The following is a 17,797-nucleotide window of genomic DNA, read 5'->3' as shown; positions in this document are numbered from 1 at the left end:
CTATCCAGAGAGAGAACCCATGTCCCACCGGCCTGCCGGGAACAAGCGTCCGTCTGTGCTCGACAGACTCTCAACTGTTCTACCCCAATTGGTGGTGGCACCGTCGTTCTTGCTCATTTTGTTCTTCGTCTATGGTTTCATCATCTGGACGGGCTACATCTCCTTTACCAACTCGCGCATGCTGCCCAGCTATGAACTGGAGGGCTTTCGCCAGTACCTGCGCCTGTTCGCCATGGACCGGTGGGATGTGGCCTTTAACAACCTGCTGATCTTCGGCGGTTTTTATATCTCCCTTTCCATTGTCATCGGGTGTCTTCTGGCCGTGTTGCTGGACCAACGCATCCGGGTGGAAGGAACGCTGCGGACAATCTACCTCTACCCCATGGCGGTGAGCTTCATCGTCACTGGCACGGCCTGGAAGTGGATGCTGAACCCGTCACTCGGCATTGAGAGCTACATTCGCGGCCTTGGATGGGAGAGCTTTCGGTTTGACTGGATCGTTGACAAGGACATGGCGATCTATGTGGTTGTGATTGCCGCCGTCTGGCAGGCCTCCGGCTTCGTCATGGCGCTGTTTCTGTCGGCATTGCGCTCGGTGGATCAGGAGATCATCAAAGCGGCGTATCTGGATGGTGCCAGCACGACCCGCATTTATCTCGGCATTTTGCTGCCCTCGCTGCGGCCTGTGTTTCTTTCAGCTTTCGTGATCCTTGCGCATCTGGCCATCAAGAGCTTTGATCTGGTGGTGGCGCTGACGGGCGGGGGGCCGGGCTACGCCTCCACGCTGCCAGCAAACTTCATGTACGAGATGACATTTCGCCGGAACCAAATCGGGCTTGGTGCCGCCTCCGCCGTGATGATGCTGCTCACCGTGGCGGCAATCATGGTGCCCTACCTCTATTCAGAATTGAGAGGGAAGCGGCATGGCTAGAGCAGAACGACTGCCCGGAGCAACCGGAAAGCGCCGTTTGTTTGGCCGCCTTTTCATCTGGTCGTTGTTGCTGTTTGCAGCACTGGTCTATCTGGCCCCGCTTTATGTTGTGCTGGCCACATCACTCAAGGATCTGGCAGAGATACGGGCCGGTGCGCTGCTCGATCTTCCGCACGAGCTGAACTTCGCCGCATGGCAGGCCGCTTGGTCCGAGGCCTGTATCGGCGTGCGCTGTGAAGGGCTCAAGCCGTATTTCCTGAACTCGCTGCTCATGTCCATTCCGGCGGTGATCATCTCCACGGTGCTTGGCGCGCTCAGCGGCTTTGCGCTTTCCAAGTTTCGTTTCAAAGGCGCAAACGCCATCTTCTCGTTGATGCTGTTCGGCTGCTTTATCCCGTTGCAGATCGTCATTCTGCCCATGGCGCAGACCCTGGGTTTTCTCGGCATTGCCAATTCGATCAGCGGCCTGATCCTGGTGCACACCATTTACGGTATCAGCTTCACAACCCTGTTCTTCCGCAACTTTTACGTGACTATCCCCGATGATCTGGTTAAGGCGGCCACCATTGACGGTGCCGGGTTCTTTCGCATCTTCTGGCGCATCATGTTGCCGCTGTCTCAACCCATTGTAGTGGTCGCCATCATTTGGCAGTTCACCCAGATCTGGAACGAATTCCTGCTCGGTGCCAGCTTTACCAGCGGCGGTGCGCAACCTGTCACTGTTGCGCTGAACAATCTGATCAACACCACCACCAGCGTCAAACAATACAATGTGGACATGGCCGCGGCGCTCATCGCAGCGAGTCCAACATTGCTGGTCTATATCATCGCAGGGCGTTACTTTGTACGCGGCCTTACCGCAGGGGCCGTCAAGGGCTAGGGACAACAAGAACACAAATGGCGACGCTATCCATCGAACAAGTCTCGAAGGCCTTTGGTGACACGCAAGTGCTCAAGGACATTTCCCTGAGCATGGAAGATGGCGAGTTTCTCGTGCTGCTCGGCTCCTCGGGTTGCGGCAAGTCCACGTTGCTGAACATGATTGCCGGGCTTGAACACGTCACGTCCGGCCTGATCCGCATCGACGGGGAGGTGGTCAACGACATCCACCCCAAAAACCGCGATACGGCCATGGTGTTTCAAAGCTATGCGCTCTATCCCAACATGACCGTTGAAAAGAACATCGGCTTCGGCTTGGAAATGCGCGGCGTGGGCAAGGCAGAGCGCAAGGCAGCGGTAAGGGAAGTGGCGGAGATGCTCCAGATCGAGCATCTTCTGGACCGCAAACCCTCCCAGCTTTCCGGCGGACAGCGCCAGCGGGTCGCCATGGGCCGCGCTTTGGTGCGCCGCCCAAGGATTTTTCTGTTCGACGAGCCCCTATCCAACCTCGATGCCAAGCTGCGCGTTGAAATGCGCACGGAGATCAAAAAGCTCCACCAGTCGCTCAAGGCAACCATGGTCTATGTCACCCACGACCAGATCGAAGCCATGACGCTGGCCGATCGCATTGCCATCCTCAAAGACGGCCGCATTCAGCAGGTCGGCACCCCCGCGCAGATCTACAACCAGCCCGCCAACATGTATGTCGCCGGGTTCGTGGGCGCGCCCGCCATGAATTTTCTGAGTGTGGAAGTGGCCGAACAGGCGGGCGACCTTGGCGTGGTGTTGCCGGTCAAATGCGTGGGAGAGACCGTCAAACACTTCATCCCACTGCCCAATCCGGAGCGGTTGCAGGGCCGCATTGGCCAGCCAGTGGTCATCGGCATCCGGCCGGAGATGATCCTGCACGCCTCTTGGGCCGCCGCCACTCAACCGATCATAAGCTGCGACGTCGAGCTGCTGGAACCCACCGGCGCAGACACGCTCTGCGTTATCGAACTGGCCGGGCAGGCCGCCAAGGCCCGTGTTTCGCCCATGCTGGCACCGCAGCCCGGAGAAATGATCGAGCTGGCCGTTGACACCTCCCGCATCTGCCTGTTTGACCCTGACACGCGCGACCTGATCGCCTGATTTGAGCTCGGCTAAGCAATCCGCAACAGCCGCTTCAGTTTGGTCTGAAAACCGCCGCGCTGCTCCTTGCGGTTCAGCTCTGCCTGAGAAATCAGGAAAGTGGTTTGCACCACATACCGCTCGCCCTTGTAGGAGGGGTGACCGTGCCAGCTGTTGTCCGCGCGTTTGAACGCAAACACATTGCCGGCAAGCGGCGATACTTCCTCAACATAATCCTCCATGTCACGCTCGTTGTTGAGCGCACGGATTGCTCCGCCCTGCGCATCCTCCCAATCTTCGTTGAGGTAGATCAGCATGGTGCAGATTTTCGACTTTGAATCCCGGTGAATGCGACCATCGCCATGCTTTGAAAGGCGGCGTACCGTGATCATCCGGGGCTTGTCCTTCAGGTCCAGATCCAGCTTTTCCGAAAGGATGTCAGCCAGTTCAGGCTTGTGCAGATCCTCTATCAACTGCTTGAAAGCACCGGAAGCTTCAAGCTTGGAAAGGGGGAGATAGCCCGGCTCGTTGATATCGGGATAGTCGCGGCGAATATCCGCGGCCTGCTCTTTCGTCAGAACCCCTTCACCCACAAGATAGCGGTAGGGAGTCGTGCGTGTACTAGAGGCTCTAAGAGCGTCAAAATTCAGCATTTTCTGGCTTCCCCCTGAGGCGCTTTATGCCCCTGTATTGACAGGCTGCCAGATATACCACGCCAGAAAACCGCCCAAAATTCGCAGTTATGGCGGCGCAAATTCCGGGATTGGTTTTTAAAGGGCACCGCTTCCAGTTGGCCGGTCTGAGGGTGTTTTGCCCGGCCTGAAACGCCATCAGCCCCGAGACGTTAATCTCGAGGCTGACTGGGAGGTTAAATGTCGATGGGCATCGCCGGAGACAAAGGGGAGAGAGCTTGAAACTCCAGCGACGCCCTTCGGGAGGCCCTGATCAGATCAGAGCAGTCAGGTCATTGGCGAGCTTGTCATGGCTATCACCAACAACGAGGTGCAGTGCTTTGTCACCCGCCTGCATTACCTGGACGCCAGCCTTCGACAGTTCGCCGACGGAGACCTTGGCAATGTCGCGTACTTCGACGCGAACACGGGTGTGAGCAACAGGCTCGGCTGCAACGAGGTTCGCCTTGCCGCCCAGCTGTGACAGGATGCTGTCTGCATCGAAGGCACTTGCTGGAACTGGAGCGTCTGCGGCTTGGCTACCCATGTTGCGCAGGTAGATTTCCATGTCGGTCTTCAGGTTTTCGGAGGCAGTACCGAAGATCGCCTGAGCGCCGTTACCTACACGGACCACACCACGTGCGCCGAGCTTTTTCAGAGCTTCATCATCCACCTTGGACACGTCCGCTGTGCTGATGCGCAGGCGGGTGATACAGGCGTCAAGGTTCGTGATGTTGTCTGCACCGCCAAAGGCCTTGACCAGAGCGGCAGACATTTCGTCTTCGCTGCCAGGTACGCCAGCAGCTGCACCTTCAATCGCGTCTTCACGACCAGGGGTCTTCAGGTTGAAGGTGGTGATGAGCACGCGGAACACCACATAGTACAGCGCTGCATAGCCCAGACCGAAGACGACCAGCATCCAGCCCTGAGTGGACAGCGGATACAGCAGGATGTAGTCGATGAAGCCGTGAGAGAAGGTCATGCCGTGCTTGATGCCGAGGATGATCATCAGCGCGTAGCCGATACCAGCCATCAGAGCGTGTACAACGTACAGCAGTGGAGCAACGAACAGGAATGCGAACTCGATTGGCTCTGTAATACCGGTCAGGAAGGAAGTCAGAGCTGCGGAGATCATGATACCGCCAACCATGGTGCGGTTTTCAGGCTTCGCGCAGTGCCAGATCGCAAGAGCTGCTGCAGGCAGACCCCACATCTTGAACAGGTAGCCACCAGCCATGTTACCAGCGGTTGGATCGCCAGCCAGGTAGCGCTGGATTTCACCGGTTACAGTCTGACCAGTTGCCGGATCAACGTAGGAACCAGCTTCAAAGAAGAATGGCACGTTCCAGATGTGGTGCAGACCGAATGGGATCAGAGAACGCTCTACAATACCATAGATGAAGAAAGCGGTTTCCGGGTTCTCGTTGGCAGCCCAGTTGGAGAACGCATTGATTGCGCCGCCAATTGGAGGCCAGATGAATGCCAGAACCACACCAAGAGCGATTGCGGAGAACGCGGTAATAATGGGAACAAAGCGCTTGCCAGCAAAGAAGCCGAGATAATCGGGCAACTTGATGCGGTAGAACCTGTTGAACATGGACGCGGCCACGCCGCCGATCAGGATACCACCGAACACACCTGTGTCGATGGACTGAATGCCCATGATTTGCTTGGTTTCAACGCCGATTTCGGCTGCGATCACACCCATGGTCGCAAGCAGAACACCGTAGCCAACCACAGCGGCAAGACCAGCAACACCATCGTTGTTGGTAAAGCCGAGCGCCACGGCAACGGCAAAGATGATCGGCAGGTTGCCGAAGATCGAGCCACCGGCTTGTTCCATCAGGTGGTTCACGATATCCGGAATGAAGAATAGGTCAGCAGCACCAACCCCAAGAAGGATACCTGCAGCTGGAAGAACTGATACTGGCAGCATCAAGGACTTACCAACCTTCTGCAAGGCTCCAAAGCTGTTTGCAAAAATGCTCATTTTTTGTCCCCCAGAGATGGATGGCGCGTTATTGGCGCCGATCCCTCTGATAAATTACAAGTAATTCCAAGTGGAACGACTTGCTCCCACGAATACTCCGCAATCACTTTTGTGACTTGAGGAGCTCCTTAACATCACTCGTATCCGCGCAATCAAGAGCTTCCTTTGCAAGCTTCTTGGATTCCTCCATGGATACTGAGCGAACCTTGTGTTTGACCTCAGGAAGGGCTGGCACTGAAACGGAAAGTTCTTTCACGCCAAGGCCGATGAGAACGGATACTGCTTCGACCTGACTTGCGAGGCCACCGCAGACGCCGACCCATTTGCCTGCCTTGTCAGCAGCCTTCACGGTCATGTCGATCATGCGCAGCACAGCCGGGTGCAGGGCATCCGCGCGGGAAGCCAGACCAGGGTGGCCACGGTCAATCGCCATGACGTATTGTGTGAGGTCGTTTGTACCGATGGAGAAGAAGTCAACTTCTTCTGCCAGTTTGTCTGCCATCAGGGCTGCGGACGGCACTTCGATCATGATGCCGATTTCCACGTTCTCGATGCCCAGATTGGCTTGTTCTTCTCGCACCAAGGCCTTCACAGCTACCAGCTCGTCCAGTGCTGCGATCATTGGGAACATGATGCGTGCATGCCCCTTGTTCGCCTGAGACAGAATGGCGCGTACCTGACGGCGCAGGATGCTGGGACGCTCAATGCCGATGCGGATGCCGCGCACACCAAGGAACGGGTTTTCTTCCTGTGGCATTGGCAGGTAAGGCAGAGGCTTGTCACCGCCCACATCCAGCGTACGAATGATGACAGGACGGTCCTTGCCCATCACTTCCAGAATGCTGCCAACCTTTTCAGCCTGCTCTTCTTCAGTCGGCTCGGTCAGACGTTCCAGATAAAGGAACTCGGAGCGCAGCAGGCCAACACCTTCGGCCCCGGCCGCAACAGCTTTTTCCGCGTCTTCAAGACTGCCGATATTGGCCGCAATCTCGATGCGCACGCCGTCTGTTGTCACCGCAGGCTTGTGAGCGTCACGCTGGTACTCTTCAGCCAGCTTTGCTGCATCCGCGATCTTCTGGTTGAACGCTGCCTGTTCTTCATCAGAAGGGGCAACCTTCACCTTGCCGCGCTTGGCGTCCAGAAGCAGCACGGTGCCGTCTTCCAGATCCATCATTTCTTCTTCAACATTGACCAAGTACGGCAGGTTGTTGGAGCGTGCGATGATGGCTGCGTGGGAGGATGCGCCGCCATGAGTGGTGCATAGGCCCACGATCTTGGTCAGGTCAAGCGCCACAATTTCTGAAGGGGTGATGTCTTCCTGCAGAAGGACGGTGCCTTCCTCAAGAATTTCATTGCCTTCATCAACACCCATCAGCTTCTTCAGGACACGCAGGCCAACGTCACGAACGTCGGTTGCACGGCCAGCCAACAGAGGATCGTCCATCTTGGCAAGCGTCTCAGCCTGCGCTTCATAGGCCAGCTTCCAGCTCCATGCAGCGCTCTGACCAGAGGCAATGTCTGCCAGTGGCTTTTCAGAGAGTTCCGGATCTGCCAGTAGCTGAATGTGGGCGTTAAACACCTCAGCCAGCTCTTCCTGGCCGTTTGCATTCAACCGCGCAATCACGTTCTGCAGGTCTTCCATGCTGGCTTTGACGGAGGCCTTGAAGGCCGCACGTTCTTCAGCCGCACCCATGCTTTCGCGGGTTACTTCTGGAAGGGCCTTGCTGTGCTTCACCAGCTTGCCGATGGCACGGCCGGGAGATGCTGTGAAACCAAGCAGAACGCCTTCTTCGCCAGATTTCACCTGAAGAAGAGGGGTTTCCTTGACCACTTCTGCCTTTGGAGCGGTTGGAATCTCGGAGATTTCTTCGCCCAAGCCACTTTTCACCGCAGCCACGATGTCGGCAACTGCCTTTTCAGCACCTGCACCCACCGCCTCGATTTCCAGCGTGTCGCCAAGCTTGGTCTTCAAGGACATGATGCCGGTAACACTGGCGCCGCTGCAGCTGTTGCCGTTGACGGTCAGGGTCACATCAGCGTCAGCCTCACGCGCAACAACAGCCAGACGGGCCGCCGGACGCGCATGCAGGCCGGTTGCATTCGGTATCTGCACGGCGCCGGTCGCCTTCGGCCCGCTTGGCTTTGCTGGTGCATCGGTTGACGCAGAAGGGCGTGTTGACGGCGCTGGCGCATCGGCCGGATCGTTGCCGCTTGCAACGGTAAACAGCGGCTGAGACAGATCGGTCTGCGCGCTGTTATAAGGCATCGCGATGTTGATCTCCTGACCGCTGGTTATGACGATCGCGGACTGTACGGAGACACATTCGCGAGCGATGACATCAGCATCGAACTGAATGAGTGGCTGGCCAGCCTGAACACTGTCGCCTTCCTGTGCCTTGAGCTCGAAGCCTCGGCCCTTCAGCGCCACGGTATCCAGACCGATGTGCATGAGAAGTTCAACATCACCCTGTTGGATGGTTACAGCGTGATGAGATGGGTGGATCTGTGTGATCTTGCCTGCGAAGGGGGCGTAGAGCACGGTGTCAAGCGGATCAATCGCGACACCATCACCCATCATCTTTTCTGCAAACACCGGGTCAGGCAGCTCAGTAATCGGCTGAACCACGCCTTTCATTGGCAGCAGAATTGAAAATGTGTTGGTTTGGTCCCTCACCGTTTTTCTCCCGGTTTCTAGGTAGTGCCTAGATTATGGAGGCCCGGTTATGCTTCCGAATTTAGAACGGGTCTCACTACTAGTTGGGGAGATGATCGGTACGAGGGGGGCGCACAACAATACGCATTTTGCCGATTGTTACGCGTTGTTACGTTTTGTTACAAACGGAAACCTTCGTTTCTGTTTTGTGTCATTTGTGAAAGTTATGTTAAGCGCGCCATATATTCTTTATCATTCTTCAATAGGCGCATTTTTATTTCCAAACAACGACCAGCTTTACTTCTTCATTGCTTCTATGGTCGTTCTTGGGGCGTCCGCGTACCGAGCATCACAGTAACAACAGCCTAATACATCACACTGGCCGTTCATGGTCAAAAAGATAAAGCAGATCCGGTTAGTGGGCCATGAAGATGAGAGAACAGGATTCGAAACCGGCCCGAAATGGACACTTCCGCAAGTCTATCGCGCCATTGCCTCCAAAAAATGACAGTAGCGAACATCGCAGACGAGGCGAAGATAAAACGGAGCACGGCCGATCCCGCGCTCCTCTGGCTTGGCTTTGCCCTTGCTTACCACGCGCAGGCGGGAGCCGGGGGCGCAGCTTGATCGGTGGCGGTCGCATTGGCAGCCATGGCGTCTTGTGAAAGCGTATCGAAAACCACGCGCTCTTGGTTTGGCGTTCCGTTCCATCGAGCTTGCAAGTTCTGGAACTGGTTCCGCACACCGGCGTTGGCATAGTGCATCTTGCAGTCATAGGCGCGCTGATCAAAAGCATCTCCTGGATCGCCGTGCGGGCGATTGGCATTGTTCGGGCCAACCACAAGGTTGCCTTGCATCCACGCGAACAAGGAGAACATCACGTCATTGGCTTCGTTATGGTCTCCATTATCTTCATCGACATAGGCGGCAGCCAGGTCGTTGGTATTGGCAAAACTGCCGATGTTTGCCTGACCAATGAGATTATAGGTGTCCAAAAAACCTTGAACTTCCGCAAGCGTTACGTATTCACCCACGCCATAGCTGATGAGTTCCTGCCATGGAATGATGTGATGCCGAGACTGATTGGCCTGCAGGGCATAGGGAACATTCGCTTGCCACGGATAGTTGGGGCGTTGTTGCGCGGCTGCAGTGCCCGCGGCCAGTGCAGTCAGGGTGAGCGCAGTGGCTGTAAGCACAAGCTTTGTTTTCAAGCTGTTTATTCGCATGGTTATCACTCCACGGTTGTAGGGGCCGTGAGATGACGCCTGCGTCCATGCTTTGTGAAGATGCAAGCCAAGGTTCCATAATGCGCATTATGGGTTGCTCGCATTTGGTAACCGTTATGAGCATCAATCCTTGCTCGGACACAATATTCCGTTAGGGTAACACGTGCTATTGTCCCTGCCGCGCGCCTGTTGGGCCGCGCAAACAGAATAGCAGCTCATTTCAGGTCGTCATGATCCGCCGCTTTCGATGAAGTGAAACCGGGAAAACAACAATAAGATCCGGAGGTCTCTCTAAGATGCGAACAAGATTGATCCGCCTTCTGGCGGCAGGTGCCTTTGCGGCGTCTCTGGTGGTTTCTGCCGCCGCTCAAGAACAGGACAAGCCCAACATCCTCGTGATCTGGGGCGATGATATTGGCACTTGGAACATCAGCCACAACAACCGGGGTATGATGGGCTTCGAAACGCCCAATATTGACCGCATCGCCAAGGAAGGCGTCTCCTTTACCGATTACTACGCGCAGCAAAGCTGCACCGCCGGGCGTGCCGCTTTCATTGGCGGAAGTGTGCCCGTGCGCAGTGGCATGACCAAGGTGGGCCTGCCGGGTGCTGAGCAAGGATGGCAGGAAGTGGATGTCACCATGGCAACCATCCTCAAGTCGCAGGGTTATGCGACAGGCCAGTTCGGCAAGAACCACCAGGGCGATCTGGATGAACACCTGCCAACCAACCATGGCTTTGATGAGTTCTTCGGCAATCTCTACCACCTGAATGCGGAGGAGGAGCCAGAAAACCGCGATTACCCAAGAGACATGGTTCTCAAGAATGGCAAGACCTTTCTGGAACAGTTCGGCCCGCGCGGGGTGATCCATTCCTGGGCCAATGAAGACGGCACCCAGAGAATTGAGGATACCGGGCCCCTTACCAAAAAGCGCATGGAAACGGTTGATGATGAGACCGTTGCTGAGGCCATGCGCTTCATCCGTGAGGCCCACGAAGCCGGTATGCCGTTCTTCGTGTGGTGGAATGGGACACGCATGCACTTCCGCACGCATGTGAAGGAAGAGCATCAGGGCCTGTCGGGCCCAAGTGGCAATAACTACCATGACGGTATGGTTGAACACGACATGCATGTGGGCCAGCTTCTGGATCTTCTGGACGAGCTGGGGATCGCCAACAACACCGTTGTGCTCTACTCCACCGACAACGGCCCGCACTACAACACCTGGCCCGATGCCGCGACGACCCCGTTCCGCAGCGAGAAGAACTCCAACTGGGAAGGCGCTTACCGCGTACCGGCCTTTGTACGCTGGCCCGGCGTTCTGCCTGAGGACACCACACTGAACGGCATCGTGGCCCATGAAGACTGGCTGCCCACCTTCGCAGGCATCGCCGGGGCTTCAGACATCAAAGAACAACTGCTTGAAGGCGTAGAGCTGAATGGCCGCACCTACCGCAACCACATCGATGGCTATGACCAGTTGCCCTATCTGAAGGGCGAAGTGGACACCTCCCCTCGCCGCGAGTTCTGGTATGTGAACGACGATGGACAAATCGTGGCCGCGCGCTTTGACGATTGGAAAGTTGTTTTCCTGGAAAACCGGGGGCAGCGGTTTGGTGTTTGGCGGGAGCCGTTTGTGGAGCTTCGCGTCCCCCTTTTGTTTCACCTGCGCCGCGATCCTTTCGAGAAGGCACAGCACAACTCCAACACCTATGAGGATTGGTTTCTGGATCGCCCTTACGTGATTGTTCCCATTCAGGCGCTGGCTGCGGAGTTCCTGCAAAGCATGCAGGATTACCCCCCAACACAAGAGCCGGGCTCCTTCAACCTCTCCACCATTGAACAGAAACTGCGTGAAGGATTGGGCAATTAGGCGATGCATGTTTCATTAAAAACTCCATGTCCGGGCGGCGCTCGTCGTCCGGGCAACATCGTGTGGGCGCTCTGTCTTTACACCCTGCTCGCAACCACGCCTGCCCTCGCCTCTGAAGCGGAGGGCTTCATTCCTCTTGACGGCGGCACGTTCACAATGGGGTCTGAGGCGCACTACCGGGAAGAAGCTGCCACCCGGCAGGTGACCGTCGGGCCGTTCTTGATCAAGGCAACTGAAGTCACGAATGCCGAGTTTCAAGCCTTTGTTGAGGCAACAGGCTATGTGACAACAGCCGAACAAGCGCTTGATCCTGCAGACTATCCCGATGTTCCACCAGACCTGCTCAAAGCCGGCTCCATGGTGTTTGCCGAGCCCGCTGAGAAGCAAAATCTTCAGGATTTCCGTCAATGGTGGCGCTATGTGCCGGGAGCAAACTGGCGGGCTCCTTCTGGCCCTGGCAGCACCATTCAAGGCAAGGAAGATCATCCGGTTGTTCACGTGTCACCGGAAGACGCCCGCGCCTATGCCAAATGGGCAGGTGGACGCTTGCCCAGTGAAGCGGAATGGGAGTTCGCCGCCCGTGGCGGGCTTGACGGTGCGACCTACACTTGGGGCGATAGCTATGACCCGTCTGAGGGTTGGAAAGCAAACACCTGGCAAGGGCTGTTTCCCAATGTGGATCTGGCGGAAGATGGCCACCATGGCACCGCGCCCGTGGGCTCCTTTCCGGCAAATGGCTACGGGCTCTATGACATGGCAGGAAACGTTTGGGAACACGTGGCGGACTGGTGGGTGCCCGGTCATCCGGCGCGAGAAGAGATTGACCCGCAAGGACCACCAGAAGCAATTGCCGCCAGTTTTGCCAATCAAGCTGTAGGCCCCATGCATGTGGTCAAGGGGGGCTCATGGCTCTGCGCCCCATCCTACTGCCTGCGCTACCGTCCCGCCGCCCGCCAAAGTGCCGAACGCAGCTTAGGTTCTAACCACATCGGGTTCCGCATCGTGAAAGATGTAGGCGAGGAACATTGAGGCCCGCTTGAGGTCCTCTTTTGCCATACCGCGCTTCTCTCGCCTCTCTCATCAACCCCGACGCTCGCCTACCCAAAGGCGTCCTCCCGCACTTGATGCGGGATCCAGTAGAGCCGCTCAACACCCACCGTGCGTGCGGCTCTGGATACCGGATCGGCGTCTCGCTGCGCTCACCTTGTCCGGCATGACGGTGGTGATGTGTGGTAGCGCAAGAGACCTAGCCAGCGTACCGCGCATATACAGTCACGTTGCAATGCTGGCGTTCCTTGGACAACTATCCTCTCGGTTGTCGCACTGAGCTGCGCGCAACCCATCGTCCTCCACCATGCTCGTCCCAACCACCGGCGTCCTCCACCATGCTCGTCCCAACCACCGGCGTCATCCCGCGCTTGATGCGGGATCCAGCCCGGCGTCTCACCACCTGCCGTGCGTGTGGCTCTGGATACCGGATGTGCGCTTCGCTTCTCCGGTATGATGGTCATGGTATGTTGGGAGGGCGGAGGCTCAGCAAACGAGCTGCGTTCTCACCAAACTGTGATGGCGAAACCAACCATTGCGCGGTTCCGGCGTTGACGTGCCGGGGCACTCTGCCCATCTCATTGCTAATGCGCCCACGCAAGCCATCGCTGGTTGCGCAAGCGCATGGGGTCAACTAAGTATTGTGCCTCGCCTTTTTTGGGAAACACCTGCTGTTTTTATGGTTGGTTGGCTTTGGAAGCGACCAACGCAAGGAATTAGCAAGAAGAGCAAAAGGAGATCGGCCGCTCATGACCGATAACAACGCGTATCAGCCACCAAAGGTTTGGGTTTGGGAAAAAGGTGAAGGCACCTGGGCAAGCATCAATCGCCCGATCGCCGGTGCAACCCACGAGAAGGAGCTGCCAGTGGGCAAGCACCCGCTCCAGCTTTACTCTCTTGGCACCCCAAACGGCCAGAAGGTGACGATCCTGTTGGAAGAGCTGCTGGCTCTGGGCGAAACTGGTGCCGAGTATGATGCATGGCTCATCAAGATTGGCGAAGGCGATCAGTTTGGTTCCGGCTTTGTGAGCGCAAACCCCAATTCCAAGATCCCTGCGCTGATGGACCACTCCGGCGATACGCCGATCCGAGTGTTTGAGTCCGGTCATATTCTGCTCTATCTGGCGGAAAAGTTCGGCAAGTTCCTGCCAACCGACCACGCCAAGCGCACCGAAGTGATGAACTGGTTGTTCTGGCTTCAAGGCTCCGCGCCTTACCTCGGCGGTGGCTTTGGCCATTTCTACCACTACGCCCCTGAAAAGATCGAGTACGCCATTAACCGCTTCACCATGGAAGCCAAGCGCCAGCTTGACGTTCTGGACCGCCACCTTGCTGAAAACCGCTATTTCGGCGGCGACGCGTACACCATCGCCGACATGGCGATCTGGCCTTGGTACGGCAATCTCGCCCTTGGCAAGCAATACGGCGCTGGCGAGTTCCTCGAGGTTGAGAGCTACAAGAACGTTCAGCGTTGGACCAAGGAAATTCTTGAGCGCCCTGCCGTTCAGCGTGGCCGTATCGTCAATCGTTCCTTCGGTGAGCTGCATGAGCAGCTTCACGAGCGTCATGACGCCTCCGACTTCGAGCTGCGCACGCAAGACAAGATCGGCGAAAAAGAAGAGAACTAAGCACTCAGATGGAAGGCCCCACTTCGGGGCCTTCCCCTTTTTCAGGCGGGCACCGCGGCTTCCTGCGCAAGCCGACCCCGCACCTCCTCCGGCATCTGCCGGAGCATAATGGTCTGGCCATCCCGTGCGGGACGGCTCAGCACTTTCCGCGTATCAGGCCAGACCTCCAGTCTGCCCTCCTGCATATAACCCTGCAACGCGCTGCGGGGCACCCCGAGTGCCGCGCCCAGAAGCCGGTCGAGCCGTACATGGCACCCGCTCGTGTTTACAAGGCTCAGCTCCGCATCCTCGCAAAAACGAGCGTTCTGAAGCACTTGGCTTACAATGTGCACCCCTTCTGGCGGGTCGATACGGGCCGAATGTTGACGCAGCCGTCCGGCATTACAGGCTAGCGCCATCAAAGGAGCCGAGAGGTTTGCCTCCATGGCTTCCAGGAGAGCGGGCGGCACGCTTTTTACCGGCGACCTTTCAAAAACCGGCAAATTCCAGGTGGCATTGCAACTGGTGCATTTGTAAATCAGCCAGGCATCCAACCGCTGACTGTTGGCATTCAGCCGGGCTTTGCCGCTGAATGAAAATGCCCGTGCCCGGCCGCATCCGCCACACATGTGCCAGGGGCGCGGCGCGGACAGAGGCGTAAGGGTCCAACGGACCTTGAGATGTAAAGACATACCGTCTTGGCCTTCCAAAAAACGGAAGTCCACCAGACGGGCACCAAGAACGGCGTGGCCGGTTGAAGGAAAGCGGCAGACAGCGGTCTGCCAAAATGGCTTCATAAAAAGCGCAGCAGGTGTTGCCAAGCCGGTCTCAACTGCCACGCGGTGAACGCACAAAAGGGAGCAGCGCCCAAAGGCACTCTCCGGTTCACGAGGTGTTCAAATTGAGACCAGCTTTACAAAGGCAAGATTGCAACCTCTCCGCGCGTATGAAGCGATCCGTTCCTAGCACAGCCCACGAGCGCAGAGAAGTTTTTTACGCAGGGAAATCAGGCCAGTGAAGAAGAAATCATGGAGAGAATGGTCAAGGTGCCAATCAATTCCTCATGATTGGCGCTGGTAAAGCGCACTGCGCGCGCGCCCGCTCGTTCCACTGTTGGCACCATCACCGCGGCATCTGCAAAGATCTGCTTGTTGAAGTGCACAGTCACATTCAGCGGCGTGATACATGGGCCCTCTGGCTTTGCCGAACCGGCATTTTTCAGAGCGGCGGTTACCTCTGCTTCAATGAGTTCGCGGGCGGCTTTTGGCGACAGGCTGCTGGCCACGCTGCCCCCCAGCGCTTCCTTCACAACAATGCGCCGACTGGATGGAAACTGACCTGCGATCTCCTTGGCCAGCTGATCATCCCCGCTTACCGCCAGCAACGGCACGCCAAGCTCTGCAGCAAACCCGCCGAAAATCGTTGGTTCTCCGGCTTGCACGCCATTGATCTCAATGCGGGCAAAGGCGAGGCCATTGATGGTGTGCGCCAAAACGCCCTGATGGTCAGCAGAAGCATGGTAACCAATGAAGATCGCCCCGTCGCAAGAGGCATCCAGCCCCTGCCCCATGGAGTGCGGGCGCGGACGACCGGACACAACGCGGGCCCGAGGGTCCAGATCCTCCACCATCATATTGCGAAGAGGCCCGTGGGAATCTGCCACGATCACCTCGGTTGCGCCTCCGGCAAACGCGCCGCGAATGGCCGCATTGGCTTCCTCTGTCATCAAACGGCGGGCAGTTTCGTATTCCGCGTTGCCTCGTGTGCCTTGAAGGGCTTCGGTCACACCCGCCACGCCTTCGATATCTACGGAAATGAAAATTCGCATTCTCTTTGTCTCGTCTCTGGAAGAAAGCGCGGCAGGTCCGGGCTTGGGCTGCGCCAGCACCGGTTGGGCCGCACTCTGTTTGGAAAGCAATGCAACCAGCCTAGGCGATCTGGAAGGAGAGTGCACCATGGGGCGCGGCCTCATGCACCGAAGAATACGCAGGCCCTAGACCGCAAGAGAACGAATGGCATCCTGACCATTTGAAACCGGGGCCAGTGTTTCCTGCGCATTGAACTGGGAAAGGAAGACCTTGCCCGTCAGCTCCTCAAGAAAATGAGAGCGTTTCAGCCGGTCCATCACCGGGCCTTTCACCTCTGAAAGATGCAATTGAATGCCCATGTCCTGCAGGCGGTGGTTGATCGCCTCAAGGCTCTCTAACGCGCTCATATCCACCTCATTGACCGCAGAGCACATCAGCACCACATGCTTTAGCCGGTCTTCGCCCACAACGCGCTCGTAGATGTAGTCCTCAAGGAACCGAGCATTTGCAAAGTAAAGGCTCTCATCAATCCGGATCGTCACCAGCTCCGGCGAGGTCAACACGCTGTGCCGATTGATGTTGCGAAAGTGCTCCGTGCCCGGCACCAACCCCACCTCCGCGACGTGCGGCCGAGAGGTCTTGTAAAGAAACAGCAGAATGGAGATGGCAACGCCCGCAGAAACGCCCAGTTCCACACCAAACCCGAGGGTGAGCAAGATTGTGGCGGCAACGGCAGAAAAGTCTTTCTTGGAGTAGCCCCAGGTGCGGGTCAAAATGCTGAAGTCCACCAGAGACAACACTGCCACGATGATGGTTGCCGCAAGAGTGGCCTTGGGAAGGAAGAAAATCAGCGGCGTCAGGGCAACGGCCGCAATCGCAAGGCCAATTGCGGTGTAGGCACCGGCAGCGGGCGTCTCCGCCCCGGCATCAAAGTTCACCACGGAGCGGGCAAAACCGCCTGTCACCGGATAGCCCCCGGTGAATGCGGCGCCCAGATTGGCAGCCCCCAAGCCGATCAGTTCCTGATCCGGGTCGATGCGCTGACGCTTTTTGGCCGCCAACGTTTGTGCCACGGAAACGGACTCCACAAACCCGATTATGGAGATGAGCAGGGCTGGCACTGCGAGGGTCAACAGCAGGTCTGGCGAAAACGAGGGCACCGTGAGCGGCGGCAGGCTTTGCGGCACCTCGCCCACAATGGCAACACCCTTTTGCGCCAGACCAAATGCCCAGACGGTCAGGGTGGTCGCAACCACGGCAGCGACGGGTCCGGCTTTGGTGATGACATCGGCAAGCCGGGGCTTGACCCCAAAACGGTGCAATAGGGGCTTCAACCCCTTGCGAACCCAAAACAAAAACGCGGTTGCAGCCCCCCCTATGGCAAGGGTGATCAGGTTTGTTTCCGGCACGTGCACCGCCAGTGACCAGAGCATTTCCAACAGCGTGTGCCCATGGGCGTTCACGCCCAGAATATGCTTGAGCTGGCTTGCCGCAATCAACACTCCAGACGCCGTGATGAACCCGGCAATAACCGGATGCGAGAGGAAGTTTGCCAGAAAGCCCAGCTTGAACACGCCCATAAGCAGCAAGATGGCCCCGGAAAGCATGGCCAGTGTGAGCGCGGCAACGGCGTAGCCCATGCTGCCTGCTTCTGCCACATTGCCAATGGCCGCCGCCGTCATCAGCGACACCACGGCCACCGGACCGACCGCAAGGGCGCGACTGGTGCCAAAGATCGCATAGAGCACGATGGGAAGGATGGAGGCGTAGAGCCCCATTTCAGGCGGCAGGCCAGCGAGCAGCGCGTATGCAAGCGACTGCGGAATGAGCATGATCGTCACAATGATTGCTGCAATCATGTCATTGGAGAACTGGTGTTTGTTGTAGGTGCGCCCCCACTCGAACACGGGGATTTTCCGGCGCAGCGCATTCCAAAACATCAAACTGCCTTTACCTAAAGAACTTTGGGAAAAAGTCTGGCAAGTACAACAACTTGCCAGA

13 protein-coding genes are annotated in these 17,797 nt (G+C 57.2%); 6 read left to right on the top strand and 7 right to left on the bottom strand.

From position 1 onward, the window contains the following. The first annotated feature begins 19 nt into the window (after positions 1-19). From PUV47_RS13560 to PUV47_RS13550, 3 genes are read left to right on the top strand one after another with little or no spacing between them, the layout of a single operon-like run. Positions 20-931 (top strand): carbohydrate ABC transporter permease, encoded by a 912-nt coding sequence (locus PUV47_RS13560; RefSeq protein ID WP_274219109.1) that lies wholly within the window; start codon positions 20-22, stop codon positions 929-931. Continuing rightward, on the top strand, positions 924-1,811 hold the full coding sequence (locus PUV47_RS13555; RefSeq protein ID WP_274219108.1) for a carbohydrate ABC transporter permease: 888 nt from the start codon (positions 924-926) through the stop codon (positions 1,809-1,811). The genes PUV47_RS13560 and PUV47_RS13555 overlap by 8 nt, the downstream gene beginning before the upstream one ends. Before the next feature lie 17 nt (positions 1,812-1,828). Next, positions 1,829-2,941 carry an ABC transporter ATP-binding protein gene (locus tag PUV47_RS13550; protein ID WP_274219107.1) on the top strand — a complete coding sequence of 371 codons (1,113 nt, stop codon included), beginning with the start codon at positions 1,829-1,831 and terminating at the stop codon, positions 2,939-2,941. A gap of 11 nt (positions 2,942-2,952) precedes the next feature. On the opposite strand, the gene PUV47_RS13545 is transcribed toward PUV47_RS13550, so the two are convergent. The 4 genes from PUV47_RS13545 to PUV47_RS13530 all read right to left on the bottom strand — a co-directional run bounded on the left by PUV47_RS13545 (position 2,953) and on the right by PUV47_RS13530 (position 9,460). Beyond that, positions 2,953-3,573 (bottom strand): 2OG-Fe(II) oxygenase, encoded by a 621-nt coding sequence (locus PUV47_RS13545; RefSeq protein ID WP_274219106.1) that lies wholly within the window; start codon positions 3,571-3,573, stop codon positions 2,953-2,955. Positions 3,574-3,865: 292 nt separating this feature from the next. Beyond that, complete coding sequence (gene ptsG, locus PUV47_RS13540) at positions 3,866-5,581, bottom strand: PTS glucose transporter subunit IIBC (RefSeq protein ID WP_274219105.1); 1,716 nt, start codon at positions 5,579-5,581, stop codon at positions 3,866-3,868. Between the two features lie 103 nt (positions 5,582-5,684). Next, positions 5,685-8,255 carry a phosphoenolpyruvate--protein phosphotransferase gene (ptsP, locus tag PUV47_RS13535; protein WP_274219104.1) on the bottom strand — a complete coding sequence of 857 codons (2,571 nt, stop codon included), beginning with the start codon at positions 8,253-8,255 and terminating at the stop codon, positions 5,685-5,687. Between the two features lie 569 nt (positions 8,256-8,824). After that, positions 8,825-9,460, bottom strand: a complete 636-nt coding sequence (locus PUV47_RS13530; protein WP_274219103.1) for a hypothetical protein — start codon at positions 9,458-9,460, stop codon at positions 8,825-8,827. Positions 9,461-9,756: 296 nt separating this feature from the next. On the opposite strand from PUV47_RS13530, the gene PUV47_RS13525 reads away from it, so the two are divergent. The 3 genes from PUV47_RS13525 (at position 9,757) to yghU (ending at position 14,009) form a co-directional block, all read left to right on the top strand. After that, positions 9,757-11,334, top strand: a complete 1,578-nt coding sequence (locus PUV47_RS13525; protein WP_274219102.1) for an arylsulfatase — start codon at positions 9,757-9,759, stop codon at positions 11,332-11,334. A gap of 3 nt (positions 11,335-11,337) precedes the next feature. After that, positions 11,338-12,363, top strand: a complete 1,026-nt coding sequence (locus PUV47_RS13520; RefSeq protein ID WP_274219101.1) for a formylglycine-generating enzyme family protein — start codon at positions 11,338-11,340, stop codon at positions 12,361-12,363. 767 nt (positions 12,364-13,130) lie between these two features. Then, positions 13,131-14,009, top strand: a complete 879-nt coding sequence (gene yghU / locus PUV47_RS13515; RefSeq protein ID WP_274219100.1) for a glutathione-dependent disulfide-bond oxidoreductase — start codon at positions 13,131-13,133, stop codon at positions 14,007-14,009. A 41-nt stretch (positions 14,010-14,050) separates the two neighbouring features. Here yghU and PUV47_RS13510 read toward each other — a convergent pair whose 3' ends face one another. From PUV47_RS13510 to PUV47_RS13500, 3 genes are all read right to left on the bottom strand, one after another. Continuing rightward, on the bottom strand, positions 14,051-14,785 hold the full coding sequence (locus tag PUV47_RS13510) for a DUF1062 domain-containing protein (RefSeq protein WP_274219099.1): 735 nt from the start codon (positions 14,783-14,785) through the stop codon (positions 14,051-14,053). Positions 14,786-14,994: 209 nt separating this feature from the next. After that, positions 14,995-15,816, bottom strand: a complete 822-nt coding sequence (locus PUV47_RS13505; RefSeq protein ID WP_274219098.1) for a M55 family metallopeptidase — start codon at positions 15,814-15,816, stop codon at positions 14,995-14,997. A 165-nt stretch (positions 15,817-15,981) separates the two neighbouring features. Further along, a complete protein-coding gene (locus PUV47_RS13500; protein ID WP_274219097.1) occupies positions 15,982-17,736 on the bottom strand; it encodes a SulP family inorganic anion transporter in 1,755 nt (584 codons plus the stop codon). Positions 17,737-17,797: the final 61 nt, after the last annotated feature.

It is taken from the genome of Pseudovibrio exalbescens, from assembly GCF_028737195.1.
In the GTDB taxonomy this organism is placed as follows: domain Bacteria; phylum Pseudomonadota; class Alphaproteobacteria; order Rhizobiales; family Stappiaceae; genus Pseudovibrio; species Pseudovibrio zosterae.
This window is presented reverse-complemented; position numbering and strand designations above follow the sequence as displayed.